The 26,855-nt window shown below is 65.9% G+C and carries 22 protein-coding genes; 10 read left to right on the top strand and 12 right to left on the bottom strand.

The annotated features are described in order from the left end of the window. Positions 1-114: 114 nt before the first annotated feature. Positions 115-1,677, top strand: a complete 1,563-nt coding sequence (locus AC3WJE_RS01635) for a sodium/sugar symporter (protein WP_493729012.1) — start codon at positions 115-117, stop codon at positions 1,675-1,677. A gap of 105 nt (positions 1,678-1,782) precedes the next feature. Here AC3WJE_RS01635 and AC3WJE_RS01630 read toward each other — a convergent pair whose 3' ends face one another. Further along, a complete protein-coding gene (locus tag AC3WJE_RS01630; protein ID WP_493729011.1) occupies positions 1,783-2,361 on the bottom strand; it encodes a response regulator transcription factor in 579 nt (192 codons plus the stop codon). After that, a complete protein-coding gene (locus AC3WJE_RS01625; protein WP_493729010.1) occupies positions 2,358-3,584 on the bottom strand; it encodes an ATP-binding protein in 1,227 nt (408 codons plus the stop codon). Before AC3WJE_RS01625 ends, AC3WJE_RS01630 begins: the two co-directional genes overlap by 4 nt. Before the next feature lie 240 nt (positions 3,585-3,824). Here AC3WJE_RS01625 and ispG point away from each other — a divergent pair, with 240 nt between their 5' ends. Both ispG and AC3WJE_RS01615 read left to right on the top strand, forming a co-directional pair. Continuing rightward, positions 3,825-5,099, top strand: a complete 1,275-nt coding sequence (ispG, locus tag AC3WJE_RS01620; RefSeq protein WP_493729009.1) for a flavodoxin-dependent (E)-4-hydroxy-3-methylbut-2-enyl-diphosphate synthase — start codon at positions 3,825-3,827, stop codon at positions 5,097-5,099. Further along, positions 5,080-5,790 (top strand): phosphatase PAP2 family protein, encoded by a 711-nt coding sequence (locus AC3WJE_RS01615; RefSeq protein WP_493729008.1) that lies wholly within the window; start codon positions 5,080-5,082, stop codon positions 5,788-5,790. Before ispG ends, AC3WJE_RS01615 begins: the two co-directional genes overlap by 20 nt. Here AC3WJE_RS01615 and AC3WJE_RS01610 read toward each other — a convergent pair. From AC3WJE_RS01610 to AC3WJE_RS01600, 3 genes are all read right to left on the bottom strand, one after another. Next, positions 5,773-6,474, bottom strand: a complete 702-nt coding sequence (locus tag AC3WJE_RS01610) for an aspartate/glutamate racemase family protein (RefSeq protein ID WP_493729007.1) — start codon at positions 6,472-6,474, stop codon at positions 5,773-5,775. The two genes, AC3WJE_RS01615 and AC3WJE_RS01610, sit on opposite strands and share 18 nt — an antisense overlap. 22 nt (positions 6,475-6,496) lie before the next feature. Beyond that, positions 6,497-7,852, bottom strand: a complete 1,356-nt coding sequence (locus AC3WJE_RS01605; protein ID WP_493729028.1) for a coniferyl aldehyde dehydrogenase — start codon at positions 7,850-7,852, stop codon at positions 6,497-6,499. Positions 7,853-7,928: 76 nt separating this feature from the next. Beyond that, positions 7,929-10,361: a TonB-dependent receptor gene (locus AC3WJE_RS01600; protein ID WP_493729006.1), complete on the bottom strand. Its 2,433-nt coding sequence runs from the start codon at positions 10,359-10,361 to the stop codon at positions 7,929-7,931. Between the two features lie 299 nt (positions 10,362-10,660). Between AC3WJE_RS01600 and AC3WJE_RS01595 the strand changes: the two genes are divergently transcribed. The 7 genes from AC3WJE_RS01595 to AC3WJE_RS01565 all read left to right on the top strand — a co-directional run bounded on the left by AC3WJE_RS01595 (position 10,661) and on the right by AC3WJE_RS01565 (position 19,418). Beyond that, positions 10,661-11,680, top strand: a complete 1,020-nt coding sequence (locus AC3WJE_RS01595; RefSeq protein ID WP_493729005.1) for an AraC family transcriptional regulator — start codon at positions 10,661-10,663, stop codon at positions 11,678-11,680. A gap of 202 nt (positions 11,681-11,882) precedes the next feature. After that, on the top strand, positions 11,883-13,082 hold the full coding sequence (locus tag AC3WJE_RS01590; RefSeq protein ID WP_493729004.1) for an MFS transporter: 1,200 nt from the start codon (positions 11,883-11,885) through the stop codon (positions 13,080-13,082). Next, positions 13,079-14,365 (top strand): D-arabinono-1,4-lactone oxidase, encoded by a 1,287-nt coding sequence (locus AC3WJE_RS01585; protein WP_493729003.1) that lies wholly within the window; start codon positions 13,079-13,081, stop codon positions 14,363-14,365. The genes AC3WJE_RS01590 and AC3WJE_RS01585 overlap by 4 nt, the downstream gene beginning before the upstream one ends. A gap of 1 nt (position 14,366) precedes the next feature. Beyond that, positions 14,367-15,563 carry an alanine racemase gene (locus AC3WJE_RS01580; protein ID WP_493729002.1) on the top strand — a complete coding sequence of 399 codons (1,197 nt, stop codon included), beginning with the start codon at positions 14,367-14,369 and terminating at the stop codon, positions 15,561-15,563. After that, entirely contained in the window at positions 15,564-16,913 is a 1,350-nt protein-coding gene (locus AC3WJE_RS01575; RefSeq protein ID WP_493729001.1) for a GH1 family beta-glucosidase, read from the top strand. Further along, the gene (locus AC3WJE_RS01570) at positions 16,910-18,175 is read left to right on the top strand and encodes an MFS transporter (protein WP_493729000.1); all 1,266 of its coding nucleotides are present in this window, start codon (positions 16,910-16,912) and stop codon (positions 18,173-18,175) included. Before AC3WJE_RS01575 ends, AC3WJE_RS01570 begins: the two co-directional genes overlap by 4 nt. A 94-nt stretch (positions 18,176-18,269) precedes the next feature. Beyond that, positions 18,270-19,418 carry an AraC family transcriptional regulator gene (locus AC3WJE_RS01565; protein ID WP_493728999.1) on the top strand — a complete coding sequence of 383 codons (1,149 nt, stop codon included), beginning with the start codon at positions 18,270-18,272 and terminating at the stop codon, positions 19,416-19,418. 38 nt (positions 19,419-19,456) lie between these two features. Here AC3WJE_RS01565 and AC3WJE_RS01560 read toward each other — a convergent pair whose 3' ends face one another. From AC3WJE_RS01560 to AC3WJE_RS01530, 7 genes are all read right to left on the bottom strand, one after another. Further along, the gene (locus AC3WJE_RS01560; protein ID WP_493728998.1) at positions 19,457-20,452 is read right to left on the bottom strand and encodes a WD40/YVTN/BNR-like repeat-containing protein; all 996 of its coding nucleotides are present in this window, start codon (positions 20,450-20,452) and stop codon (positions 19,457-19,459) included. 226 nt (positions 20,453-20,678) lie between these two features. Continuing rightward, a complete protein-coding gene (locus AC3WJE_RS01555) occupies positions 20,679-22,664 on the bottom strand; it encodes a S9 family peptidase (RefSeq protein ID WP_493728997.1) in 1,986 nt (661 codons plus the stop codon). Positions 22,665-22,752: 88 nt separating this feature from the next. Further along, a complete protein-coding gene (locus AC3WJE_RS01550) occupies positions 22,753-23,661 on the bottom strand; it encodes a DMT family transporter (protein WP_493728996.1) in 909 nt (302 codons plus the stop codon). Continuing rightward, positions 23,658-24,713 carry a UDP-N-acetylmuramate dehydrogenase gene (murB, locus tag AC3WJE_RS01545; RefSeq protein WP_493728995.1) on the bottom strand — a complete coding sequence of 352 codons (1,056 nt, stop codon included), beginning with the start codon at positions 24,711-24,713 and terminating at the stop codon, positions 23,658-23,660. The genes AC3WJE_RS01550 and murB overlap by 4 nt, the downstream gene beginning before the upstream one ends. Then, a complete protein-coding gene (locus tag AC3WJE_RS01540; RefSeq protein ID WP_493728994.1) occupies positions 24,710-25,765 on the bottom strand; it encodes a quinone-dependent dihydroorotate dehydrogenase in 1,056 nt (351 codons plus the stop codon). Before AC3WJE_RS01540 ends, murB begins: the two co-directional genes overlap by 4 nt. A gap of 4 nt (positions 25,766-25,769) precedes the next feature. After that, complete coding sequence (locus tag AC3WJE_RS01535; RefSeq protein WP_493728993.1) at positions 25,770-26,537, bottom strand: class I SAM-dependent methyltransferase; 768 nt, start codon at positions 26,535-26,537, stop codon at positions 25,770-25,772. A gap of 4 nt (positions 26,538-26,541) precedes the next feature. After that, the gene (locus tag AC3WJE_RS01530) at positions 26,542-26,823 is read right to left on the bottom strand and encodes a DUF4190 domain-containing protein (protein ID WP_493728992.1); all 282 of its coding nucleotides are present in this window, start codon (positions 26,821-26,823) and stop codon (positions 26,542-26,544) included. Positions 26,824-26,855: the final 32 nt, after the last annotated feature.

Below are 26,855 nucleotides of genomic sequence, written 5' to 3'. Positions count from 1 at the left end.
GGCTTTAGCCGCGATGAGGCTTTACCGATAAAGCCTCATCGCGGCTAAAGCCGCTCCTACAAGAGCCGGGCCCGGACGACCGACACGTGGCTTGCCGCATGAAGGGAGAATGCAGTGGGTCTTGCAACGTTGGACATCGTGATCGTGCTGGTCTACCTGGCCGGCATTTTCGTACTGGCGCAGGTGGTCTCGCGCGAGAAGGGCGGGCACAACAAGAGCGCGGAGGATTACTTCCTCGCCGGCAAGTCGCTGCCCTGGTGGGCGATCGGCGCCTCGCTGATCGCGGCCAACATCTCGGCCGAGCAGATCATCGGCATGGCCGGATCGGGCTATGCGATCGGCCTGGCGATCGCCTCCTATGAGTGGATGGCGGCGGCGACGTTGCTGATCGTCGGCAAGTACTTCCTGCCGATCTTCCTGCGCAATGGCATCTACACGATGCCGCAGTTCCTCGAGCAGCGTTACGGCAATCGCATCCGCACGCTGATGGCGGTGTTCTGGCTGGGCCTGTACGTGTTCGTCAACCTGACCTCGATCCTGTGGCTGGGTTCGATCGCCGTCACCCAGGTCACCGGCATGGACCAGATGCTGGCGCTGGCGTTGATCGGCGTGTTCGCGCTGATGTACCAGCTGTATGGCGGATTGAAGGCGGTGGCGCTGACCGACATCGTGCAGGTCTCGCTGCTGGTGCTCGGTGGCCTGCTGGTGGCCGGGCTGACCCTGGCCAAGATCGGCGATGGTGCCGGCGTCGTGGCGGGCTTCCAGCACTTGTGGCAGCAGCATCCGGAGCACTTCCAGATGATCCTGTCCAAGGACAACCCGTTCTACAAGGATCTGCCGGGCCTGGGCGTGCTGATCGGCGGCCTGTGGATCATGAACATCAGCTACTGGGGCTTCAACCAATACATCATCCAGCGCGCGTTGGCCGCCAAGAACATCGGCGAGGCGCAGAAGGGCATGGTGTTCGCCGCGTTCCTGAAGCTGCTGATGCCGGTGGTGGTGGTGGTGCCGGGCATCGCCGCGGTGGTGCTGGCGCCGGATCTGGCCAAGCCCGACCAGGCCTATCCGACGATGATGCAGTTGCTGCCGACCGGCGTGCTGGGTCTGGTGTTCGCCGCGCTGGTGGCGGCAATCGTGGCCTCGCTGGCGTCCAAGATCAATTCGGTGGCGACGATCTTCACCCTGGATTTCTACGCCAAGTCGCGTCCGCAGGCCGATCAGCAGAAGCTGGTGCGCGTGGGTCGTATCGCCGCTGCGGTGGCGGTGGTGCTGGGTATCTTGACCGCACGGCCGTTGCTGGGCAGCTTCGACCAGGGCTTCCAGTACATCCAGGACTTCACCGGCTTCTTCACCCCGGGCATCGTGGTGATCTTCATGCTCGGCCTGTTCTGGAAGCGCGCCAACGAGGCCGGCGCGTTGAGCGCGGCGATCGGTTCGTTCGCGTTGTCGATCCTGTTCAGGCTGGCGTGGCCGGCGCTGCCGTTCATCGACCGCGTTGGGTTGGTGTTCCTGCTGTCGCTGCTGCTGGCGGTAGGTGTGTCGTTGGTCACGCCGGCGGCGCCCGGACGCGACCTGATCCGTACCGACGACGTGCGCTATGGCACGCCGGCCAGTTTCAACATGGGTGCGGTGGGCGTGGTGGCGATTCTGGTGGCGCTGTATACGTTGTTCTGGTAACCGCGACGAAAGTACGGAAAGCAAAAGCCGCGGGCATCCCCGCGGCTTTTTTCGTTATTCCGATTGCCAGTGAGCCGCTCCTACGGTTCATGGGGATGTTTCCAGTCAATGCCCCGGATCGCGCAGTGATGCGGGGCTGGGGCGCTTGGTCAGCTTGCGCTGCAGCGAGCGCCGATGCATGCCGAGCAGGCGGGCGGCGGCGGAGACGTTGCCGCCGGTTTCGTGCAGTGCTTGCTGGATGTGCTCCCACTGCAGGCGGCTGAGAGGGGTCATCATCTCCGGGGCTTGCTCGTCTTCTTCCGGCGGCTCGTTCGGGTCCTCGTCCTCTTCGCCGATCGCGCGCAGGATCGTGGCGATGTTGGCGGGTTTGGGCAGGTAGTCGTCGGCGCCGAGCTTGATCGCTTCCACGGCGGTGGCGATGCTGGCGTAGCCGGTGACCAGCAGGATGCGCATGTCCGGCCGGATCGCACGCAGGGGCTGGATCAGTGCCAATCCCGAGTCGTGGCCGAGCTTGAGGTCGATCAGGGCGAAGTCGGGCGGGTTCTGGCGGGCGAGGGTCAGCGCGGCGGCGGCATCGGCAGCGACCTGGGTTTCGATGCCGCGACGGGCCAGGCTGCGTTGCAAGGTGCGCAGATACAGGCCGTCGTCATCGACCAGCAAACCCTTGGGCGTGGTCTCGTTCATGCAATCGCTTCCTTATCGTGTAAGGGCAGGCGGAATCCCACCCGGGCGCCGCTGCCTTCGGCAGGCAGCATCCACAACTCTCCGTGCAGGCGTTCGATCGTGGCGTGTGACAGTGCCAGGCCGACGCCCATGCCATCGGTTTTGCCGCTGTTGAACAGCTTGCCGGGCAGCATGGCCTGCTGGGTGTCGAAGCCGGGGCCATAGTCGCGTACCTCGGCCTGCAACTGGCCGTCCTCGATGCGCAAGGTCAGATCCACCTGCGGGTGGCCGGTACGCTCGCCAGCATCGGCGGCGTTGTTGAGCAGTACCAGCAGCAGATGGCCGACGCTGGGCTCGAGCATCAACTGCATCGGCGCCTCGGGATTGCGCTGCAACTGGATGGTCGGGCGCACCAGTCGCCATTGTTCGAGCACGTCCTGTACCGCCACTTCGCTGGCCAGGTTGCCGTTGTCGGCGGGGGCGGCCAGGGCCAGCACGCGTTCGTGGCATTGCACCAGCAGTTCGCGCACGGTTTCCAGGTCTTCGCGCAGCTCCGGCTGCTCGCACTGCTCGGTGGCATCGTCGACCAGCAGGGTCATCGTCGCCAGCGGCGTGTTCAGTTCGTGCGCCACCGATGCGGCATGCGTGGCGAGCGCGACGATGCCCTCGTTGCGGGCGAAGCGTTCGCGCAGCGTGGAGATCTCGCGTTCGCGTTCGCGCAGGGCGAACGCCAGCTTGGTCGAGAACACCAGCACGACCAGCGTGGAGATCAGGAAGTTGGCCGCCATGCCCCACAGGTGCAGGCTGAGCGGGTCGAAGCTGCCGGAGGGCAGTGGCATGCCGAACGCGGCGCTGACCGCATAGCCAGTCACGCAGGCGGTGGCCACGGCCATGGTCCAGTTCAGCGGCAGCGCCAGCGCTGCCAGCGCGATCAGGATGAGGAACAGCGAGCCGAACGGATTGGCGATGCCGCCGCTCCAGCCGACCATCCAGGTCAGCACGGTGATGTCCACCAGGATGTGCCCGAACGCGGTCGCCGGCGCGGCACCGTCCGCATGCGAGACCCGGATCTGCGCATACAGGTTGAACAGTGCCAGCGCGACCACGCCGGACCACAGTGGCACCTGCGGCAGCTCCAGGCGCATCAGGCCGGTACAGACTAGGATGGTGGCGGCCTGGCCGGCGGTGGCCAGCCAGCGCAGGCTGCACAGGGTGCGCAGGAACGAAGCGTCGGATGAATTCATGAGGCCTCAATCGTAGGCACCGGCCGGCAAAGCCGAAAGCCGTTGCGACAAACCGTCGCACGACCGGTGCAGGTTCAGTTTCCCGGCATCATGAGCCGTTTTCGGGCACGACGGGCACTTGCCGGGACCGCGCAGGCGGGCGGCTGCGCCGGCCACGAGCCGCCCGCGCTTTGATTTCCCGCAACGGCAGCCTGCCGTGATGCCTACTTGCGGGTGAGCGATCGTGGCGCTCACGCTAGAATGCGCGCCATGCACGACGCCGTCAGCCGCCCCACGCCGCCCGCTTCCTCCGCCCCCTGGGCTCGCCGCATGACCCAATCGGTCAGGATCGGCAATGTCACCGTCGGAGGCGGCCACCCCGTGGTGGTGCAGTCGATGACCAATACCGATACCGCCGACATCGCCGGCAGCGTCAAGCAGGTGGCCGAGTTGTGGCGCGCCGGTTCGGAAATGGTGCGCTTGACCGTCAACAACGCCGAATCGGCCGCGGCGATCCCGCGCATCGTCGAGAAGCTGGCGATGATGGGCATCGAGGTGCCGCTGATCGGTGACTTCCACTACAACGGCCACCAGTTGCTGACCGCCGAGCCGGCCTGCGCCGAGGCGCTGGCCAAGTACCGGATCAACCCCGGCAACGTCGGTTTCGGCAAGAAGAAGGATCTGCAGTTCGGCCAGTTGATCGAGTTTGCGATCAAGTACGGCAAGCCGGTGCGCATCGGTGCCAACTGGGGCTCGCTGGACCAGGCGCTGGCGGCGCAGCTGATGGACGAGAACTCGCAACGCGAGGAGCCGTGGGATGCCGGCCGGGTGCTGCGCGAGGCGCTGATCCGCTCGGCGGTGGATTCGGCCGAGCGCGCGGTCGAACTGGGCCTGGCGCGCGATCGCATCGTGCTGTCGGCCAAGGTTTCCGGCGTGCAGGAGCTGATCGCGGTGTACCGCGACATGTCGGCCCGCTGTGACTTTGCCCTGCACCTGGGCCTGACCGAAGCCGGTATCGGCAGCAAGGGCATCGTCGCCTCCAGCGCGGCGCTGTCGGTGCTGCTGCAGGAAGGTATCGGCGACACGATCCGCATTTCGCTTACGCCCGAGCCGGGCCAGTCGCGCACCCAGGAAGTGATCGTCGCGCAGGAACTGCTGCAGACCACCGGCCAGCGTGCCTTCACCCCGATGGTCACCGCTTGTCCGGGCTGCGGCCGCACCACCTCCGAGTTCTTCCAGGAACTGGCCAAGGTGGTGCAGAACCACGTGCGCGAGCAGATGCCGCTGTGGCGCATTACCCATCCGGGCGCGGAGAACATGACCCTGGCGGTGATGGGCTGCGTGGTCAACGGGCCGGGCGAGTCGCGCCACGCCAATATCGGCATTTCGCTGCCGGGTACCGGGGAGGCGCCGTCGGCGCCGGTGTTCGTCGATGGCGAGAAGAAGGTGACGCTGCGCGGAGAGAACATCGCGCAGGAGTTCGTCACGCTGATCGATGAGTACGTCGAAACCCGCTATGCGCGTCCGGTCGGCTGAGACGCCGGCCGGTTTCCGTCATTGGCTGCGCGACAATGCGTGGCGTCTCGTACTGTTGTTTGCCGGCGTACTGCTGCCGCTGGGCGTGTTCGTCGCGCTGGCTGACGATGTGCACAAGTTCGAGGATGCGTTCTTCGACGAACCGCTGCTGTGGGACATGCGCGACATGGCGTCGCCATGGCTGGATGCGTTCTTCGTCTTCATGTCCAGGCTGGGTTACCAGTACGGCGTGATCCCGCTCGACATCGTGATCGTGATCGGGTTGCTGACGTTGCGGCGTTGGCGTGAAGCCTCGTTCGCGGGGTTCGGCTTCGTCGGTTCGGCGCTGCTGAACCTGGGGGCCAAACACTTTTTCCAGCGTGAGCGGCCGAGCCTGTGGGAGTCGATCGCGCCGGAGAGCACCTTCAGTTTCCCGAGCGGTCATGCGATGGGCTCGATGACGTTGGCGGCGGTGGTGATCGCGCTGGCGTGGCGGACGCGTTGGCGTTGGCCGGTGGCGGTGATTGCGACAGTGTTTGTGCTGTTGGTGGGAACGTCGCGGATCTATCTCGGTGTGCATTACCCCTCCGACATCCTCGGAGGTTGGTGCGCGGCGCTGGTGTGGGTGGTCGGGCTGTATCTGGTGATGTTTCGTGGCGCGCGGCGGCCGCGTTGGCGTCGCCGCGATGTGCGTTCAGAGCAGGCTGCGTAGCGCTGCTGCCTCCGCGTGGAGTGCCGTGGTATCGAAGAGCGGCACGCTGGCATCGCCGGCCTGCACCAGCAACGAAATCTCGGTGCAGCCCAGGATGATGGCCTGCGCGCCAGCACCTTCGAGCCGAGCCATGATCCGGGCGAACGCCTGCCGTGATTCGGTCCGCACCAGGCCCTGGCAAAGCTCGTCGTAGATCACCGTGTGCACCAGGACGCGGTCGTCGGCCTCGGGAACCAGTACCTCGAAACCACGCTGTTGCAGACGCTCGCGATAGAACGCCTGTTCCATCGTGAAGCGTGTGCCAAGCAGGCCCACGCGTTGTATGCCGGCAGCCACGAGCGCATCGGCAGTGGCGTCGGCGATGTGCAACAAGGGCAGCGGGGTAGCCGAGACGATGGCATCGGCCACACGGTGCATGGTGTTGGTGCACAAGATCAGAAAGTCTGCACCGCCTGCCTGTAGCGCCCGCGCGGCAGTGGCCATGGCCGATCCAGCCCCGTCCCAATCGTCGGCGCGCTGCAAACGTTCGATCTCGTGAAAGTCCACGCTGTACAGCAGCAAGCGGGCCGAATGCAGGCCGCCGCATTCGCGGCGGACGGTCTCGTTGATGTGCCGATAGTAGGGCAGAGTGGATTCCCAACTCATGCCGCCGATCAGGCCGATAGTCTTTGAGGGTGTTGGCATGCACGCACTATAGAGCGTGTCGTCATCCGCGCCGTAGCAGCCAATCCAGCACCCATTGGAAGCGTTTGCCGTAGGGCGGCGCCAGCAGGGCGGCGCCGTTGAGGCGGGCCTGGGCGAAGACGGGTTTGAAGTGCGAGAACGTGCGGAAGCCATGTTCGCCGTGGTAGCTGCCGGTGCCGGATGGACCGATGCCGCCGAACGGGAGTGCGTGCTGGGCGACGTGGTACAGGGTGTCGTTGAGCGTGACGCCGCCAGCGATGGTGGTGCGCAGGATCTGCCGCACGCGACGCGGGTCGTCATCGAACAAATACATCGCCAGCGGATGCGGGCGAGCGGCGATGTAGGCCAGAGCTTGTTCGAGCGTGTCGTAGGGCACCAGTGGCAGCCAGGGGCCGAAGATTTCCTCGCGCATCACCGCCGCCTGCTCTGGCACGTCGAGCAGCAGGGTCGGGGCCAGTCGGCGGCCGTTGAAGGGGCCGGTGGCTTGAGCGTCGTCGATGCCGAGGGCGAGTGCGGTGGCGCCGGCGCTGACGGCCTGGTCGCGCAGATTCAGCAGGCGCTGGCCGTGGCGCTCGGAAACGATGCTGGTGTACAGCGGGTTGGTGGGCAGGTCGGGGTACATCCGCGTTACCGCTGCGCGTGCCGCGGTGACGAAGCGGTCGATCTGCTCGCGCGGCAACAGCACGTAATCGGGAGCGACACAGGTCTGTCCGGCGTTGGCGAGTTTGCCGACGAGGATCCGTTCCACCGCATGTTCGAAGCGTGCGCCAGGCGCGATAAGCGCCGGCGATTTGCCGCCCAGTTCCAGCGTCACCGGAGTCAGGGTTTCGGCGGCGGCATGCAGTACCTGTGGGGCGATCGCGGTCGAGCCGGTGAACAGCAGATGGTCGAAGCCGAGCTTGGCGAAGGCCTGCGCGACGCTGGCGTCGCCGTTGACCACGCGGACCTCGTCGTCGCCGAAATGCGCGTGCACCAGCTCAGCAAACAGTGCCGAGAAGCGCGGCGTCAGCTCGCTCATCTTCAGCATCGCTCGGTTGCCGGCGGCGAGTGCGCCGATCAGCGGACCGATTGCCAGATACAGCGGGTAGTTCCACGGCACGATGATGCCGATCACGCCGAGAGGTTGCGGCAACAGTCGATTGCGCGCGGGAAAGAACGGAAACCCGGCCCAGCTGCCGCGTTCGCACATCCAGCGGCGGCCATGGCGCAGCGCGTAGCGGATCTCCGACAGGCTGGGATACAGCTCCATCAGCTCGGTTTCCTGCGCCGGGCGACCGCCGAAATCGGCATCGATCGCGGCGCAGATATCGGCGCGGTTGTTCAGCAGCAGCGTCTGCAATCGTTGCAGCCGTTGCGCGCGTCGGGACCAGTCGGGCATCGGCTCGCGCGCATGGGCTTCGCGCAGGCGTTGCCGGCTTGATTCCAGATCGTTGTTCAAAAGAAGGCTCCGGTATTCAGAAATTGGCCCTGAATTCCACACCCCAGAATCGCGGCGGGGAAATGCGGGCGTACGGCGTGCCCAGGGTCGACAAGGTGATGTTGTCGACGCCGGTGACGTAGCGCTTGTCGAAGGCGTTGTTGACGTAGAGCGCGACCGCCCAGGCGCCGGTCGGTGAGCTCCAGTCCAGGCGTGCATCGGTGCGCTGCTGCGCGGCGCCGATGGAGAAGTTCGGGCTGACGTCGCATTCGCCTTGTTCGACCGACTCCAGGTTGCAGCGCGATTTGCCGCGATAGGCTTGCGAGAGGTCGAATTCCAGACTGCCGCCGAACACGTTCTGCCAAGTGTAGGACATGCCTGCGGCGAACGAGAATGTAGGCTCGCCGGTGGGCTGACCGGAGAGATCGAGTCCCTCGTCGGTGGTGGCCTTGCGGTAGGTCGAATCGATGTAGGCGCCGGAGAGATTGAACTTGAGCGCGGTGCTCGCGCGCCACTGCAGGTCCACGTCGAGGCCCTTGGCTTCCTGGTCGGAGACGCGGGTCAGGTACAGCGGCACGATCGACTCGGTCGAGGAATCCAGCGTCAACGACTGGATGTTGTCGTAGCGGTAGTAATAGGCCGAGGCGCTGAACTGCAGGTGGTAGCGCGGGAGGTTGGCCTTGTAGCCGATCTCGTAGTTGGTGACGTCCTCGGGCTGGAACAGTGAGCCGACCTCGACGCTGTCGTAGCCGCCGGCCTTGTAGCCCTTGCTGAAGGAGCCGTAGACCATCGAATCCGTGGTCAACGCGTAATCCAGCACCACACGCGGGCTGAACTTGGACCAGGTGTTGTTCATCGCCACACGGGTGCCGATCGCGTCGGTGTAGATCAGGTTCGAGCCCAGCGCGGCCAGGATCGCCTGCGCGTCCTCCGGAAGCACGCCGGTGATGCCGTAGTCATTGAGCGCTTGCAGCACGCCGTCCAGCTCGTCGGCGCGACGCGGCGCGTTGTACCAGGAGAAGCGCTTGTGATCGCGGGTGTAGCGCAGGCCGGTGGTGAGGTTGAGGCGGTCGGTCAGATGCCAGATGACGTCGCCGAACGCTGCCCACGAATCGTAGTTGAGCCGGTTCTGCATCGACTCGGTCCACGAATAGCCGAGCAGGCTGTACGGAAGGTCGAAGGCGGCCAACGCGTCACCGATGCTGGCCAGCGGCTTGTCCACGCCATAGGCGTTGCCGAGCAGGGTGTCGAGCGTGGTGGTGTTGGTGTCGACCTGGCTGGTCTGGCGTGCGCGTTCGCGGTAGTAGCTGGCGCCGGCCACCCAGTCGATCAGCTCGGTGTTGCCGGAGAATTTGAACTCCTGGTAGAGGTTGCTGTTGTGCTCGATGTTGGCGGTGTCGAGGTAGGTCGCGACGTGGTTGGTGCCGTCGTAATCGCCGAGGTTGTAGGTGTCGAAGCCGTGCCAGGCAGTGGTGGCCTTGAGCTCACCCCATTCGAAGTGATGCACCACGGCGAGGGTGGCGGCGTCGTAGGTGCGCGACTCGCCTTCGTTGATCGCATCGTTGTACAGCGGCGCATGCAGCGGGTTGAGATAGGTGGAGGGATCGGCCGGATAGGGCGCCGCATCGCTGCTGTCGCTGGACATCGGAATCAGCCCGATCGCCGGGCGCGCGGGTTGGTCGAGGCGCTCGTGCTCCCAGCTCAGTAGCACCCGGGTGTCCGGGCTGAGATTCCAGCGCCAGACCGCGCGGGTGCCCCAATCGTCGTCGGATTTGTAGTGCTTGCCGGTGGCGGCGTCCTTGATCCAGCCATCGCTCTGGTTGTCGTAGACGCTCATGCGCAGCGCCATGGTGTCGTTGAGCGGCAGGTTCACCAGCGCGTCGCCGTAGCGCTTGCCGTAGTTGCCGGCGCGCAACCGCACCTTGCCTTCGAAGCTGTCGCCGGGTTCGTTGGTGACGATCGAGATCGCGCCGGCGGCGGTGTTGCGGCCGAACAGGGTGCCTTGCGGGCCCTTCAGCACCTCGATGCGCTGGATGTCGTTGAACGCCAGCAAGGTGGCGCCGGAGCGGCCGGCGTAGACGCCGTCTATGTAGATGCCGACCGCGGCATCGGTGCCGATCCCGAAATCGACGGTGGAGATGCCACGGATCTGGTACGAGGGCTGGGTTGGCTGGTCGGCTTCGACCACCAGGCCGGGGACGTACAGCGCCACCTGGCTGAGGTCGGTGGCGGCGAGCTTGTCGATCTGTGCGGCGCCGACGATCTGCATGGCGATCGGCACCTTCTGCATCTCCTGGCTGCGGCTCTGTGCGGTGACCACGACGGTGTCCAACTGCGTGACGGAGTCGTCGGACGTGTTTGCGTTCGCGGCGGCGGGCTGGGACTGAGCGGCGGCGCCCTGGCTGCAACCGAACCCGATCAGGGCGCAGGCCAGGGCCTTGGAAAGCGAGGTGCGATTCATCGTCTTCATGGATTCAGTCTCTGCTTCGCTGCGGTTGGGACGAACGCCCGGGGCGGCGGGCCGCCTGCGTGGAGGGTCGCGTGCGGATTCATTATCGGGAGCGGCTCCGGATGCGGAGGGGGCATGCTCGCCAAAAAAGGGGGGATATCCGGCCAGTTGTTTGGGGCGCGGGGATGACGATAGAGAGAGGGTGTGGAAGTCGCTGGGTTCCCGCCTGCGCGGGGATGACGGAGTTAGGTGGATTACCGGGGGAGCCGGTGTAGGGCCGGGTTGGGCAACAGGACCACGATCAGTCCTATGCTGGCCGCATGCCACGGCCCCGTCTCGAACCGCAGCAGTTCGTCCCGCAGACCGATCCGGCGCTGCTGCTGGCGTTGATCGAGTACGCCACCGCGAACGGGATCGAGTGCGAGCGGCTATGCGCGAACCTCGGGTTCGGCGTCGCCGAGCTGCGTGGCGGGCATCTGGTATCGCGGCGGCAGGCCTGGTGGATCATCCGGCGTGCGCTGCGGCTCAGTGTGCGGCCAGACCTGGGGCTCGAAGTCGGGCGCAGCCAGGGGCTGCACTGTTTCGGTCTGCCGGGCTACGCGATGGCGGCGGCGCCCGATCTGGCCGAGGCGATCGAGATCGGTGTGCGCTACCAGCGTCAGGGCGGCGGTCTGCTCGATGTAGATTGGCGGGTCGAGGACGGCACGGTCAGTCTGGTCGCGCGTTCGAGCTTCAACGATCCGCTGGTGCTGCGGTTTCTGGTCGAGGAATTGTTTGCCAGCCTGATCGCGCTGGGCCGGATCCTGCTCGGCGAGGCGCCGCTGCCGCTGCGGATCGATCTGGTCTATCCCGAGCCGGCGCATGCGCAGCGCTATCAGGAGCTGTTCGGAGTGATGCCGCGCTTCGGTCAGGATGGCAATCGCTTCGTTCTCGACGCTGCATGGCTGCGCCGGCCGCTGCGCAAGGTCGCGCCTATCCCGGTGGAATTGCTGCAGCTGCTGGAACAGCGCGATCAAAGCCAGCCGCATGACGCGGTGCAGGCGTTGGAACAGTTGCTGGCGCAGCCGGGCCTGGCCGCGCTGTCGGCCGAACGTGCGGCGCGGCTGCTCGATCTCAGCGTACGCACGTTGCACCGGCGCCTGTGCGAGCAGGGCACCTCGTTCCGTGTGGTCAGTGCGCGGGTGCGCTCGCAGATGGCGCGGCAGTTGCTGGGCGAAAGCGGCATGACGGTCGCGGCGGTCGGGCAGGCACTGGGTTTCAGCGACGCGCGGGCATTCCGGCATGCGTTCAAGCAGTGGTGCGGGACCAGTCCAAGCGCGCTGCGCAACGTCGCCCGGTAAACCTTCGGGTGTCGTAGAGCCGAGCTTGCTCGGCTGCTCTCCATTCCGGCATGCATGACGTAAAGGGCAGCCGAGCAGGCTCGGCCCTACAGGGGGCAAGCCCGGAGGGAGTTTTGGCCGAAATTATCCCTATGGCCGGCGCGCCCGGCTGTGGTGCAGTGATGTGAAGCCGATCCCGGCTCTCCCGCAGGCGCCGATACCGATGCCGACCCGTTTCCGCGTTCTGATCCTGTACGCCTGCCTGCAGGCGGCGATGCAATGGGAATGGCTGCGGCTGGCGCCGGTCACCGACGATGCGGCCGCGTTGTACGGCGTGTCGGTCGGGGCGATCGGCATGTTCTCGCTGGTGTTTCCGGTGTTGTTCGTATTGCTGGCACTGCCGAGTGGTGCACTGATCGACCGCTGGCCGGTGCGGACCTCGTTGCGGTTGGCGTCACTGGTGATGGCGATCGCCGTACTCGGGCGCGCGCAGGCCTCCAGCTACGCCGAGGCGCTGGGATTCCAGGCATTGCTCGCGCTGGTGCAGCCACTGGTGATGGGGCTGGCCGGGCGCCTGGCAGCCACCTGGTTCGACGACAGACAACGCTTGCTGGCGACCGAGATCAGCAGCATGGCGTTGTTCGTTGGATTGGGGTTGGCCTTCGTGCTGGTGCCATTGGCGGGGGGCGGCATGCTGCGTGCTTCGTTGTGGGCCGATGTGGTCGTGCTCGCGCTGCTGGCACTGCTGGTGTTCGTGGTGGTTCCGGCTGATCCACGCCCGCCGGTCGCCACATCGGTGTCGGTCGCGAAAACGCTGTGGCGTGGGCAGGTGCTGCCGTTGCTGAAGACACCGCCGCTGCTCGCGGTGCTGGGACTGATCCTGCTCGGCAACGGCTATTTCAATGCGGTCTCGACCTGGATAGAGCCGATCCTGCAGCGTCATCGCATCGATGCACTGCATGCCGGGCTGGTCGCGCTATGCATGCTGGCCGGTGCCATTGCCGGGATGTTCTGGATCGAGGCGCTGCGTCGCCGGGTGGGCCTGCGTCGGCTGCTGGTGCTGGCCTCGCTGGGGAGCACCGGAATCACCTTGCTGCTGTTCACCAGCGGCAATTTCATGGTCCTGTGCATGGCGGGGTTGCTGCTCGGTGCGGCGTTGCTGGCGCCGCTGCCATTGCTGGTCGCCACGGTGGTCGACGCAGCCGGCGCGGCGCGCGCGGGCATGGCGCTGAGTCTGTTCTGGCTGGCAGGCAACATCGGTGCGTCGGCCGCGGTGTTCGCGCTGTCATGGGCAGCGGATCACGCACGCTGGGATCTGGGCGCCGGCTTCCTGTTGGCGGTGCTGTTGGTGCAAGCAGTGATTGCCGCTTACGGCTTGCGACGAGTGCTTCCATCGCCGCAGCCCGCACCGGGACCGCCATGAATTCGAATCCCGCAACGACGCCGTGGCGCAACTGGTCCGGTCTACAGCAGGCGCGACCGGCGTCGATCGTGCAGCCGGCCGACGAACAGGCGCTGACCACGCTGGTGCGCGATGCCGAGCAACTGCGCGTGGTCGGCGCCGGTCACTCGTTCACCGCGCTGGTGCCGACCGCAGGCACGCTGGTATCACTGGATCGCTTGAGCGGGCTGATCGACCACGATGCCGAACGCCATCGCGCCCGCTTGTGGGCGGGCACCCGCCTGCATGAGGTCGGGCCGCTGCTGCAGGCGGTTGGGCAGGCGCTGCCGAACATGGGCGACATCGATCGGCAGAGCCTGGCCGGGGTGCTGTCCACCGCGACCCACGGTACTGGTGCGCAACTGCCATGCATTGCCGCCAGTCTGACCGAACTGCGCCTGGTCACCGCGCAGGGCGAGGTGCTGGAGTGCAGCCGCGAGCGCGACGCCGACCTGTTTCGTGCTGCGGCGGTGTCGCTCGGAGCGCTTGGGGTGATTACTCAAGCACAGTTGCAGAACGTTCCGAGCTACCGGTTGCGCGAGCGGGTATGGGCGTTGCCGCTGCCGCAGGTGTTCGCAGAGCTGGAGCAGCTCAAGCGCGATCATCGCCATTTCGAATTCTGGGCGTTCCCCGGCGGCAAGGTGGCGATCGTCAAGGTGCTGGATATCAGCGAGGACGCCGTCACCGAACAGGAGCAGGGCGCCGATTCGCAGGATGGGCTGCTGCAGCTGTGCAGCGAGTTGAGTCGATTGTTGCCGCCGCTGGCGCCCCATCTGCAACGGCTGGTGGCGCGCTTCGTCAAACCCAGCGAGCGGGTCAACGAGTGGCACCGGATTTTCCCATCGGCGCGCAACGTGCGCTTCAACGAGATGGAATATCACGTGCCGGCAGAGCGTGGCCCGACGTGCATGGATGAGGTCTGCCGCGAGCTGGCACGCGACGGCCGCGGGGTGTTCTTCCCGGTCGAATACCGCTACGTCGGCGGTGATGACTATCTGCTCAGCCCGTTTGGCGATGGTCCGCGCGCGTCGATCGCGGTGCATCAGTACTACAAGCAGGATCATCGCCCGCTGTTCGAGCGGATCGAGCCGATCCTGCGTCGCCACGGCGGGCGGCCGCACTGGGGCAAGCTGCACACGGTCGATGCCGCCGGCCTGCGTGCGTTGTATCCGCAACTGGGCGAGTTCCTGCGTCTGCGGGCCGAACTCGATCCGCGCGGCAAGTTTCTCAATCCGTATCTGCGTGTTCTGTTCGGAGTGGACTGAGATGACGGCTGCACACGATCGCTACTTCACCGGTCTGCAAACGGCACTGCGCGAGGCCGGCGCGGCTTGGCCGGTGCTGGTGCTGGACCGCGCGCGGATGCATCGCAACGCCGCGCGGATGCGGGCGCTGTTTGGCCCGGGGCAGCGTCTGCGTCTGGTCGAGAAATCGCTGCCGGTGCCGCGCATGCTCGACGAATTGATGCAGCTGACCGGCACGCGTGCGTTGATGGTGTTCCACGAGCCGCAGTTGCTGCAGACTGCGCGCGCCTTTCCTGTTGCCGATCTGCTGCTTGGCAAGCCACTACCGGTCGCAGCGGCGCGACACTTCTACCGGCATCTGGGCGAAACCGCGTTCGTGCCGGAGCAGCAATTGCAATGGCTGATCGATACGCCGCAGCGCCTGCACGAATATGCGGCACTGGCGCAGGAGCTGGACGTGGTGCTGCGGATCAACATCGAGATCGATGTCGGTCTGCATCGCGGCGGTATCGAAGACGCCGCCGGCATGGAGCAGATGCTGCAGTTACTTGGCGAATATCCGCAGCGACTGCGCTTTTCCGGGCTGATGGGCTACGACGCGCATGTCGGCAAGCTGCCGGCACTGGTCGAATCGCGTGCGCATGGTTTCGCCAGCGCGGTCGAGACTTATCGCCGCTTCCAGCAACAAGTCAGTGAAGCGTTGCCGGAGCAATCCGCGCATGCCTGCTGGAACGGCGCCGGTAGCCCGACGATCGTGTTGCACAGTGGTGGCGATTCGCCATTGAACGATGTCAGCGCGGGCTCGGCGCTGCTCAAACCGAGCGATTTCGATATCGATCTGCTGGCCGAGTTCGAGCCCGCGCTGTTCGTCGCCACGCCGGTGCTCAAGCGCCTGCCAGGCGTACGCCTGCCAGGGCCGCAGTGGTTCTCGCGGTTGCTGGTCGGCGGACCACGCGCGGCGCGGCAGACCTACTTCATCTATGGCGGCGGCTGGCCGGCGCAGGTTGCCTCGCCACCGGGACTGCGTCGGCCCGGTGTGTTCGGCACCAGCTACAACCAGGCGATCTACACCGGGCCGACACGGCCGGCGTTGGCGGTGGACGATCTGGTGTTCCTCAGGCCGCATCAGTCCGAGGGCATGCTGCTGCAGTTCGGTCCGGTCTGGGTATTCGAGGACGGCCGTATCGTCGATCGCTGGACGCCGTTCGAGGAACAGTGAATGCACGACGACGGCGAATTCCCGCGTTTCCCGCCCATGTTCCAGTGGGGCGTGGCGACCTCGGCGTTCCAGATCGAGGGCGCGACCGAGGAGGATGGGCGCGGGCCGTCGATCTGGGACGCATTCTGTCGCGTTCCCGATGCGATTGCGGGTGGCGAAGATGGCCGCATCGCCTGCGATCACTATCACCGCTACCGCGAGGACGTCGCCCTACTGCAACGGTTGGGTGTGGATGCCTATCGCTTCTCGATCGCCTGGACCCGGATCCAGCCGGAAGGGCGTGGGCCGGCCAATCCGAAAGGATTGGATTTCTACCGTCGCCTGCTCGACGAATTGCAAGGCCGCGGCATCCGGCCAGTGCCGACGCTATTCCATTGGGATCTGCCGTTGGCCTTGCAGGAACGCGGTGGTTGGACCAATCGCGACACCGCCGCACGCTTCGCCGAGTTCGCCGAACTGCTGGCAGTAGAGTTCGGCGATCGAATCGGCGACTGGATCACCCTCAACGAGACCTTCGAACACACCGTACTCGGTCACGCGCTTGGCGTGCATGCGCCGGGCGAGCGACGCGGTCTTGGCATGTTTCCGATCTGGCATCACCAACTGCTCGCGCACGGCATGGCGGTGCAGGCGCTGCGTGCACGATTGCCAGCGCAGGCGCGGATCGGCATTGCACAGAGCATGGCGCGGACACGACCGGCTTCGCGCGGACTTGGTGACCATCTGGCCGCGTGGTTGCTCGAACACCTGCATCTGCGCGGGCATATCGATCCGCTGCTGCTGGGGCGCTATCCGCGCGGCTTGCGTCTGTTCGGCATCGACACCTCGGCGATCATGCCCGGCGATCTGCAACTGATCGCGCAACCGCTGGATTTCCTCGGGGTCAATTTCTACAACGCGCAATACGTCAGGCGTGCCACCGGCGAGGTGCCGATCGAGGCGGCCGATCCGCCGGAAGCGTTGGAGCGCACCGAGATGGGTTGGCCGGTCACCCCGGAGGGCTTCACCGAGCTGCTGTTGTACCTGCGCAAACGCTATGGCCAGCGACTGCCGCCGCTCGTCATCACCGAGAACGGCGCGGCCTTCGCCGATGCGACGACGCCGGCGGGCGAGGTGGACGATCCGCGTCGCATCGCCTACCTGCGTGCACATCTGCAAGCGCTGCGCCGGGCGATCGACGCCGGCGTGGACGTGCGCGGCTACTTCGTCTGGTCGTTGCTGGACAACTTCGAATGGGCCGAAGGCTATCGGCCGCGCTTCGGCCTGGTGCATGTCGATTACCCCAGCCAGCGACGCACGCCAAAAGCCTCGTTCGAGTGGTATCGGCGTTGCATCGCCGCACAACGATGAACACGGCGCCGCACGCTGAGGATGGCGACGTCGCTGTCGTGCTCGCGCCGGTGAACAAGCGTTTCATCGCCGGTCTGGCGTTGGCCAATCTCGGGGTGTGGACCGGATTCTTCGGGCCGTTGCAGGTGCTGCTGGCGGCGCAGGTCGGCGTGCTCGAGCCGCTGCACAAGGAAGCGTTGCTGGGCTGGATCACCGGTGTCGGTGCGTTGGTGGCGATGCTGGCCAATCCGTTGGCCGGTGCCGGTTCGGATCGCACTCGTTCGCGCTTCGGCCGACGTCTGCCGTGGATATTCGGAGGCGCCGTCGCCGGAGCGCTGTGTCTGGTGCTGCTGGGCCAGCAGCAGGGCATCACCGGCATGGTCTTGGGTTGGTGTGCCGCGCAGCTGTCGCTCAACGCGATGTTGGCGGCGCTGAACGCGTTGATTCCAGATCGGGTTCCGGTCGAACAACGTGCGCTGTGCGGGGCCTGGGTCGGGGTGATGCAGCCGCTCGGCGCGCTATGTGGCGCGGTGCTGGCCGCCACCGCCGGCAGTGTCGCGCAAGGTTATGCCGGCGTCGCGCTGTTGCTGTTGCTGTGTACGGTGCCGATGCCGTGGTTGGTGGGGAAGAGCGCGACACCGGTGATGTCACGGTCCTCCGAACCACCCGCTGCGAGCAGCAGTTGGTGGATCGATCCACGCCGACACGCGGATTTCGCCTGGGCCTGGCTCATGCGCTTTCTGGTCAATCTCGGCAATGCGATCGGCACCTTGTACCTGCTGTACTACCTGCGCGACCGTCTGCAGTACCCGCGCTTGTTCCCTGGCCAGAGCGCCGAGGATGGCCTGATGGTGCTGATCGGGCTGTACGCCGCCGGCGTGATCGTCGGCGCGCTGGCCGGCGGCTGGCTTTCCGATCACCTGCACCGGCGCAAGCCAATAATTCTGGTCGCCGCGGTGGTGATGGCAGTGGCGTTGTCGGTGCTGGCGGTGAGCAACGACTGGCGCTGGGTGATGCTTGCCGCGGCGCTGGAAGGGCTAGGCTACGGCGCCTACGTCGCGGTCGATCTGGCATTGGTCTCGCAGGTGCTGCCGCGCGCACAGGACCGCGGCAAGGACCTGGGGCTGATCAATATCGCCAGCGCCGCCCCGCAGGTGGTCGGGCCGGCGATCGCTGCGCTGCTGGTAACCCGGCTGGGCGGCTACCCGATGCTGTTCCTGGCCGCCGCCGTGGCGACGCTGGCCGGTGGACTGGCCGTGCGCAAGGTGCGTGCGGTGCGGTGAATGGCCGATCTCTCCGGTCGGCGCTGAAACCTTCTGGTCACATCGTGGCAGGCGTGCTAGAAAACCCATCTGCGTGTGTCGGGGAGAGCTGGGCATGCCGAGGCTGTCGAACATCACGGAAACCGACGATTTTGCCGCCGTAGCGGCCGGGTCCGCGCGCCGGGACTTGCGCTATACCGCCGCCGAGTACGGCCCGGACAAGCTGCTGTCGATGGTCCGCCTGGCCGATGCGCGCGGCATCGCCTGCGAGCGCTGGTTCGACGGCCTGCCGTTGCGACGCGAGCAACTCGCCGATCCCGACCTGCGCGTGTCCTACCGCACCGCACACCAATTCATCTGCCGCGCAATGCGCGCACTGGACCTGCCTGACGCCGGGTTGGTGATCGGTCGCGAAGGCGACATCGGCGATTTCGGCCTGCTCGGACTGGCGATGCTGACCTCGCGCACGCTCGGCGAGGCGCTGGCCGCTGCGATGGAGAACTATCACGTCTGCGGCTGCCTGCTGGATCTGGCAATCGAACCGGCCGGTGCCGGCGAACTGGCGATGGTCGCCAGCGTTCCGTTCGACGATGTCGAGCTGGAGCCGTTCTTCTGCGAGGAGCTGTTCGCCAGCTGCATCAACGTGACCCGCAAGTTGTCCGGTTCGGCGTTCCGGCCTTTGCGACTGGAGCTGCGTTATCCGGCGCCGGCGCATGCCGACGAATATGCGCAACTGTTCGCTTGCCCGTTGCGCTTTGGCGCATCCAGGAACCGCATGCTGTTCGAGACGCGCTGGCTCGACTATCCACTGTCCGGCCACAACCCGCTGACCACCAGCCAGGCACTGGCGTTGTGCGCGCAGCGGCTGGCGCCCGAGCACGCCGCGCCGAGGCAGGAGATCGTGGTCGCGGTCGAGCGACTGCTACGCGAACGGTTGGACCAACATCCGCGACTGGCCGACGTGGCGCGGGTGCTGAACCTGAGCGAGCGCACGCTGCGACGCAAACTGGCCGAGAGCGGGCAGGTGTTCCGCGACCTCCACGACCGCATCCGCGCCGAGCACGCGACGCAACTGTTGCAGGAGCACCGCCTCAGCGTGGCCGAGGTCGGGGTCAAGGTGGGCTTCGACGACCCGCGCGAATTCCGTCGCGCATTCAAGCGCTGGACCGGCATGGTGCCGAGGATGGCGCGCGGTGGTGCGGTCGCGGAGTCGGCGGTGCATTCCGGCGAAGAGCGTGTCCGGGAGTTGGAGGCGTTGGGGTAGCGGGCCGCGATTTCCTGCACAGGCGCCTTCGATGTTGGCTACTCCATCTCGTGTCTGTTGAAGATGGAATGCCAGGCCACGCCGTCATGGAAAGCCGCACCATGCATACCGGCCATCAGCAGCGTACCGCTGGCCGCTGACAAGTTGCCCGCGCAGACCGCAATGGTAGAAGGCAGGTCAAGCCGGGTCACCACATCGCCGTCGATTTGCCATAGACCGTAGTCGCCGGTCGCCCACACCTTGTCTGCGTGCCAGACGATGTCCTTGAAAGGCAGAGTCAGCTCGCCGTGGTGCACGAGCTTCCATTCCTGTCCGCGGCCGCGGAACACCGTGCCCGATTGCGCGCCGATGTACACCTGTCCGTCGCCCGCACAGCACACCGTATGCAGCAGCATGTTCGAGGGAAAGGCGAGTTGGGTCCATCGATCTCCGTCGTAGTGCCAGACGCGACCGCGCCCCGCGACGGCGTACAGGTCGCTGGCCGAGAAGCCGTCGATATCCTCGAAGGCCATGTTGGCCGAACGCTCGACATCGTCGGCATCGGCCCGGGTTTCCAGCGGAAGGTTCAGGCACAACGACTCCCAGTCGTTGCGGCCTCGGCGACGGCAGACGGTGTGGCCGCTGCCCACGGCATGGAGCACGTCCCCGATCATGCGCAACCGCTGAATGGCACCGCGTCGCGGACCTTCCTTGCGCTTGGGAATGTTCTGCTCGGCTTCGGATGTACCACCGCCGGTGCTGAATACTTCACCGTCGGCGGCCACGCAGATGGCTTTGTCTTCGTTGTACTGGCTGGCGCCGATCACTATTTGCTCGTATCCGTCGAATTCACGCGCGCCGAGCCGGTTGCCCTTTTCCTTCTGGGGATAGAACACGACCATCAGCTTCGGCACGGTGGCCTCAGAGATGACACTGGCGTTCTCCGAGGCTTCGATGTTCCGAGCGATGAAATGCAGAAAGTTCCTGTTGCGCACAACGCAGTCGGTGATCTGGTAGCCGCGCAGGTACTTGTCGTACTCAGCCTGAGTGATCATGGGGTTCCTCTCGATTTACTTGCCCGGGCCGCCGGAGCCCGGCCCTTGCTGTCACCCAAGCCCGCTACGACGGGCAACGGCTTGTTACATATAACCCCGGGATGAAAATCTCGTACTTCATCGCAGGGTGGAGCGTGTGCATCAGCATTACGGTCAAGATGGGCCCGGTTCGCTCAGTTTCCGCGAGCAGTCGTGAGAGCGGCCAGCACCTGTGACCGCTCAGTGCTCAGGGCACCTTCGCGTCGGTGGTAGTCGCCGCCGAAGCCTGGGTACTGGAAACGAGCAGGTTACGAGCCAGAAAGGCCTCCAGCCGCTGATAGAACGCCACATTGTTCTCGTCCTTGTAGAAGCCGTGGCCTTCGCGGGGCACCGCCATCCACTCCGGCGTATTGCCGGATTTCTCCAGCGCCGCACGCATCGCCTTAGCCTGCGCGAAGGGTGCGCGCTCGTCCTGCTCGCCGTGTGCGAGGAAGACCGGGATGTGGATCTTCTCCGCCAGATTCACCGGCGAGTTCGAGGCAAGCTCGACCGGATCGCTGCCGATGGCGCGTTGCAGATAGTTGCGCCCGTATTCGCTCTCACGGATATCGCCCTTGTCGTACATCATCTTCAAGTCATAGATGCCGGCCTGACCGGCCGCGCAGCGGAACATCCCGGGTTCGCGTACCGCCACCATCATCGCCGCGTAGGCGCCGAAGCTGCCGCCATACGAGCAGATGCGCGCCGGATCAGCCAGGTGCTCGGTGATCGCCCAGCGCACGCCGTCGATCAGGTCATCCTGAATCGCCTTGCCCCATTGCCGGTAGCCAGCCTGCTCGAATCGACGTCCACGTCCCCAACTGCCGCGGTAATTGACCTGCAGCACCAGGTAGCCGCGGCTGGCCAGAAACTGCGCATCGCTGTCGAAGCGCCAGTCATCGCCGGGCGCGTGCGGCCCGCCATGCGGCAGCAGGATCATCGGCAGCGAGCCGCTGCCGGCTGGCTTGCCTGGCGGAAAGGTCAACACCGCGCCCAGCTTCAGCCCATCGCGGGCGGTGAAGCGCACCATCTGGCGCTCGCCGAGTTGCCCGGGCTGCAGGTCGGGCCGGGCCATCAGCAGGCGGTGGACCTTGTTCTGGTCGCGATCGAACAGATACCAGCCGCCTGGATCACGGTCGCTGTAGAGCGCGAACAACACGCGCTTGCCGTCGGTGCTGTAGTCGAGGAACTCCACCGCGCGGCCGGGTAATGAGGCCATCAGCGAGCGGTGCAGCTGGGCCTCGGCACTGTCGTCGAGATAGTGCGGCGAGGGCTTATCACGGCCCATCTGGACGGCGAACGGGGTCATGTCCGGGGTGTTGCGCCATTCGACATCGCCAACGCTGAAGAATGGGTCCGACGCCAAGGTGATGCGGTTCTGGCCGTCAGGATCGCTCGACACCCACTGGCTGGGGCCGCCGTCGCTGCTGTAGTCGCCGAACACGCGCTTGCCGTCGGATGAAAACGCGGCCGGAATCCAGTGGCCCTGCAATTGCGTCATCGGTTGCCAGTTGCCACGCCCATTGCTCTGGAACAGCAAGCTGTGGTCATCGTCATCGACACCATAGGCGTAGCGTGGCGTGCCGTCTGCATCAAGCACGAAGTCGAGGTCGGGAACGGCGATATCAGTCACCAGCTTGCCGGTGCCGGTGTCCGCATCGACGTCGTATAGCATCGAGTGGCGGGTTTCCAGCGACAGCTGGCGCATGTAGAAGCGGCCATTGGGCAGGCGCGGCAATCCAGCGATGTAGCCGAATCCCCGGCTCAGGCCACGCAAGCGACCGGTCTGCTCATAGCCGTAGATATAGGCCTGGCGGGTTCCGTCCAGATTGGTGGCGATGATATCGCCGCTTGGCCGGGGTTTTTCCAGCGCGCCGAGCTTGCGCGCCTTGGCGATGACGATCCGTTCGTTGTTCACCCAGACGATCTGGCTGGCCAGCTCGAAGCGCGGGAAGCGCAGCATCGCGGTGGGTTTCATGTCGGCGATGCGGTAGACCAGCACCGCGTAGTTGCCATCGTCATAGGCGGCATTGACCGCCAGGTGCTCGCCGTCGGGCGACAGCCGCAACGAGGTGAACGGCGAGGATTTCGCGAAAACCTCGACGGCGGGTGGTTCTGCCGCTTTCGTGGCGATCGGCGTGAGCGCGCCCGCGACGACTCCGATCCACAGCACACCGACTATCACTCGCCGCATCATTCGCTCTTCCCCCAGAGGCTCGTTGTGTCGGGAAGATTAAACCGGTGTGAAGGGGAATTCACTACTCATGCGAACGTGGCCGAACTCACTCCCCAGGCTTGGCACCCTCGATCGGTGCATGTGTCGCCGAGCGACGCGCCAGCACCGTCTCGCGGTGGGCGATGTAGAGATTGGCGCCGAGGATGATCGCTGCGCCAAGCACGGTGTAGCGGTCGATTTCCTCGCCGAACAGCCACCAGCCCAGCAGCACCACCAGCGGTAGCTGCGTGAAGCCGATCGGCTGCAAGGCGGAGACTTCGCCCAGTCGCAGCGCACGCGTCCAGAACAACTGCCCGGCAGTGCCGAGCACGCCGGTCGCGGCCAGCCACAGCCAGTCCCCGCCGTGCGGCCATGTCCATTGGAACAGTGCCGGCAGCAGCGACAGCGGCACCCAGAACACGTAGGTGTAGAACACCACGGTGTCTGGCGGGTCCAGATGCGAGAGCTGCTTGATCTGGATCGCGACGATCGCACCGACCAGCGCTGCCGCCAGCGCGATCAGCAGGCCGGGGCTGAATGCCTCCGACCAGGGCCGCAGCAGCACCAGCACGCCGACGAAGCCGGCCGCCACTGCCAGCCAGCGTCGCATCCGCACCACCTCGTGCAGCCAGAACACCGCCAGCACCGTGGCGAACAACGGTGTGGAGTAAGTGAGGGTCACCGCCTGCGCGAGCGGCAGGTGCCCGATCGCCCAGAATCCGCACAGCATCGACACCAGGCCAACCATGGTGCGGACCAGATAGCGCGGTAGATGCCGGGTGCGCGGCATGGGGCGGCCGCGGCCGAGCAGCAGCGGCAACAGTGCGAGCAGGCCGAAGGCGTTGCGGAAGAACGCGATCTGGGTGGTGGCGATGTCGGCCGACGCATAGCGGATGCTGATCGCCATCATTCCGAACGACAGCGTGCTGAGCAGCATCAGCAGTGCCGCATGCAGCGGCACGGAAGCGGGATTCACCAGCGCGCTCCGATCAGTCGCGGCTCCGGTTCCAGCACCACGCCGAAGCGCTCACGCACCGATCCGGCGATGCGCCGTGCCAGCTCCAGCAACTCGGCACCGCTGGCGTGACCATGATTGACCAGCACCAGCGCGTGATCGGGCGAGACACCGGCATCGCCGTCGCGATGGCCCTTCCAGCCGCATTGATCGATCAGCCACGCGGCCGACAGCTTGGCGGTGCCGGGCTGGTCTGATGGGAACACCGGCAACGCCGGATGCTCGTGGAGCAGGGCGTCGACCTGTTCGCGCGGCAACTGCGGGTTCTTGAAGAAGCTGCCGGCGTTGCCGAGTACATCGGGATCCGGCAGCTTGCGTCGGCGGATGTTGATCACGGCCTGGGCGACATCGCCGGCTTCGGGTAGCTCGACCTGCATCGCGGTCAGTTCCTCGCGGATGCCGGCGTAGTCGAGTTTCAGTTCGTGCAGGAGCGGCAGGTCCAGTTCCAGCGCGGTGATCAGATAACGATCCGGTTCGCGCTTGAGCACGCTGTCGCGGTAGCCGAACGCGCAGGCCTGTGCGTCGAGCCGGACGAAGCCACCGTCGCGGCGGTCCCAGGCTTCCACCACGTGCACGAAATCGCCGACCTGCGCGCCGTAGGCACCGATGTTCTGGATCGGTGCGGCGCCGGCGGTGCCGGGAATCAGCGCGAGGTTTTCCAGTCCCGACAGGCCCTGTTGCAGCGACCACATCACCAGTTCGTGCCAGGGCGTGCCGGCACCGGCGCGCAGGATCGCGTGGTCGGCATGCTGGGCGATCAGTTCAAGTGTGCGATTGGTGAAGCTCAGTACCGTGCCATCGGGATCGCCGGCCAGCAGCACGTTGCTGCCGCTGCCGAGCACCAGCAGTGGGCCGCCAGTGACTTCCGGCAACGCCAGTGCTTCGGGCAGTGCCAGCGGATCGGCGATTTCCAGCAACCGTGGAGCGGTGGCGGTGACATGGAAGGTGTTGAGGTCGCGCAGCGGGGCGTGTTCGACCAGCGTCCAGGCGGGCGACGGGATAGGTTGGTTCATAGCGCGGAAACGGCTCCGCGGCTGGGAGCCTCGCGCCGGCGGCGGATCGCCTCGACACACTCCCCGATCAACACCGGGCCGCGGAAGATGAAGCCGCTGTAGAGCTGCACCAGCGATGCCCCGGCCGCCATCTTCGCCGCCGCATCGGCGCCGGAGGCGATGCCGCCGACGCCGATCAGCGGGATCGACTCGGGCAGGCGCGCGCGCAGGCGACGCAGCACCAGCGTCGACTGATCCAGCAGCGGCGCGCCGGACAGCCCGCCGGCCTGCTGCGCCAGCGGATGCTGTTCGACCCGCGTGCGGGCCACGGTCGTGTTGGTGGCGACCACACCGTCCACCGCCAAGTCCGAGAGCACCCGCGCTGCCGCGTCGATGTCGTGGTCATTCAAGTCAGGCGCGACCTTCACCAGCATCGGCACACGCTTGCCGTGCCGCGCCGAGAGCGCTTCCTGCGCCTCGCGCAGATCGCCGATCAGCTGGCGCAGCGCCTGTTCCTCCTGCAATTCGCGCAGCCCGGCGGTGTTGGGCGAGGAGATATTGACGGTGATGTAGTCCGCCAGCGGATAGACCTTCTCCAGGCAGTGCAGGTAGTCGCGCGCGGCGTCTTCGTTTGGCGTGTCCTTGTTCTTGCCGATGTTGATGCCGAGCAGCCCACCACGCCGGCGTGAACGCTCGACATTCTTCACCAGCGCATCCACGCCGAGATTGTTGAAGCCCATCCGGTTGATGATCGCCTGGTGCTCAGCCAGCCGGAACATGCGCGGCTTGGGATTGCCGGCCTGCGGACGCGGCGTGACCGTGCCGATTTCGATGAAGCCGAAACCCAGCGCCAGCAGCGCGTCGATGTGCTCGCCGTTCTTGTCCAGCCCGGCAGCAAGGCCGACCGGATTGGGGAAGCTCAGGCCAAAGACGGGTGTCGGCAGCGGCGCAGGCCGGCTTGCCAGGAGCGAGGTGGTACCGGTGCGGTAGGCGAGCTCCAGGCCGTGCAGGCCCAGGCCATGAGCGCGTTCGGCCTCGAAGGCGAACAGAAAAGGACGTGCTAGGGAATACATGGTCTCAGTTCAACGTGCCGGCGAAGGCGCGGGTGCGGTACTCGATATCGACATGGCCATCCTGCGCATGGCGATCGAACAGCGTGCGCAGCGCGGCCAACATGGGGTCGTGGCGTGGATCGCCGGCCAGCGGCGCGTAGGACGAGGACAGCAGGCGGCCGCGCAGCGCGTCGAAATCCATGTGCTGCACGTTGGGCAACTGGATCGTCGCCACCAGTCCGGTGCCGAACCAGCGCTTCATCGTCTCGTCGTCGGCATAGCGCTCGGCCACGGTGATGTAGTCGGTGCCGTAATCCAGCAGCAGTTGTTCGTAGTCGCGCTGGAACGGTGAGGCGTCGAGCAGGCGTGAGTTCCAGTAGATCACCGCCAGCCCGCCCGGCACCAGGATGCGCGCCCATTCGCGACGCACCGCCTCCGGATCGAACCAGTGGAAGGCCTGCGCGGCGGACACCAGCTCGACGCTGGCCGCATCGAGCGAGGTCGCCTCGGCGCTGGCATCGACGGCATGGAAATGCGGATAACCGGCCAGCCATTCTTCGGCGGCGCCGCGCATTTTGGCATTGGGCTCGACCGCGAAGACCTCGTGACCGGCTTCCAGGAACATCCGCGTGGAGATGCCGGTACCGGCACCGACGTCGGCGACCCGGGCGGTGGACGGCACATGCAGCTCGCCGTGGATCCACTCCATGAGCGCCGGTGGATAGCCGGGCCGGTAACGGACATAGTCCGCGACGCGGCTGCTGAAACGTTGTTGGGAGGACAGGTCGTTCATCAGGTCAGGACGCGCTATGCGCGAGCCAGGCCATCCCTCCGAAGAACAGGATGAACACCAGCACGCCGATAACCCAGGTTGCCACCGACAACCAGCCAAGGATCAACCCGCCCAGTGCCAGACCGTCTCCGCCCAGGCGCGCCGGCTCGCGCCGGATCTCGGCCCGCGCCAGATGGCCGGTGATGATCGCGCCGATGCTGCCGAGGAAGGGCAGCAACGTCCAACCCAGAATGCCGGCAACCAGGCTGACGATGGCCAGAGTGCTGGTCTGACGGGAAGTGCTCATCGGTGACGCTCCTTGCAGTAGGAGGGAACGTA

Source organism: Pseudomonas sp. GW821-FHT07E12 (assembly GCF_058986605.1).
This window is presented reverse-complemented; position numbering and strand designations above follow the sequence as displayed.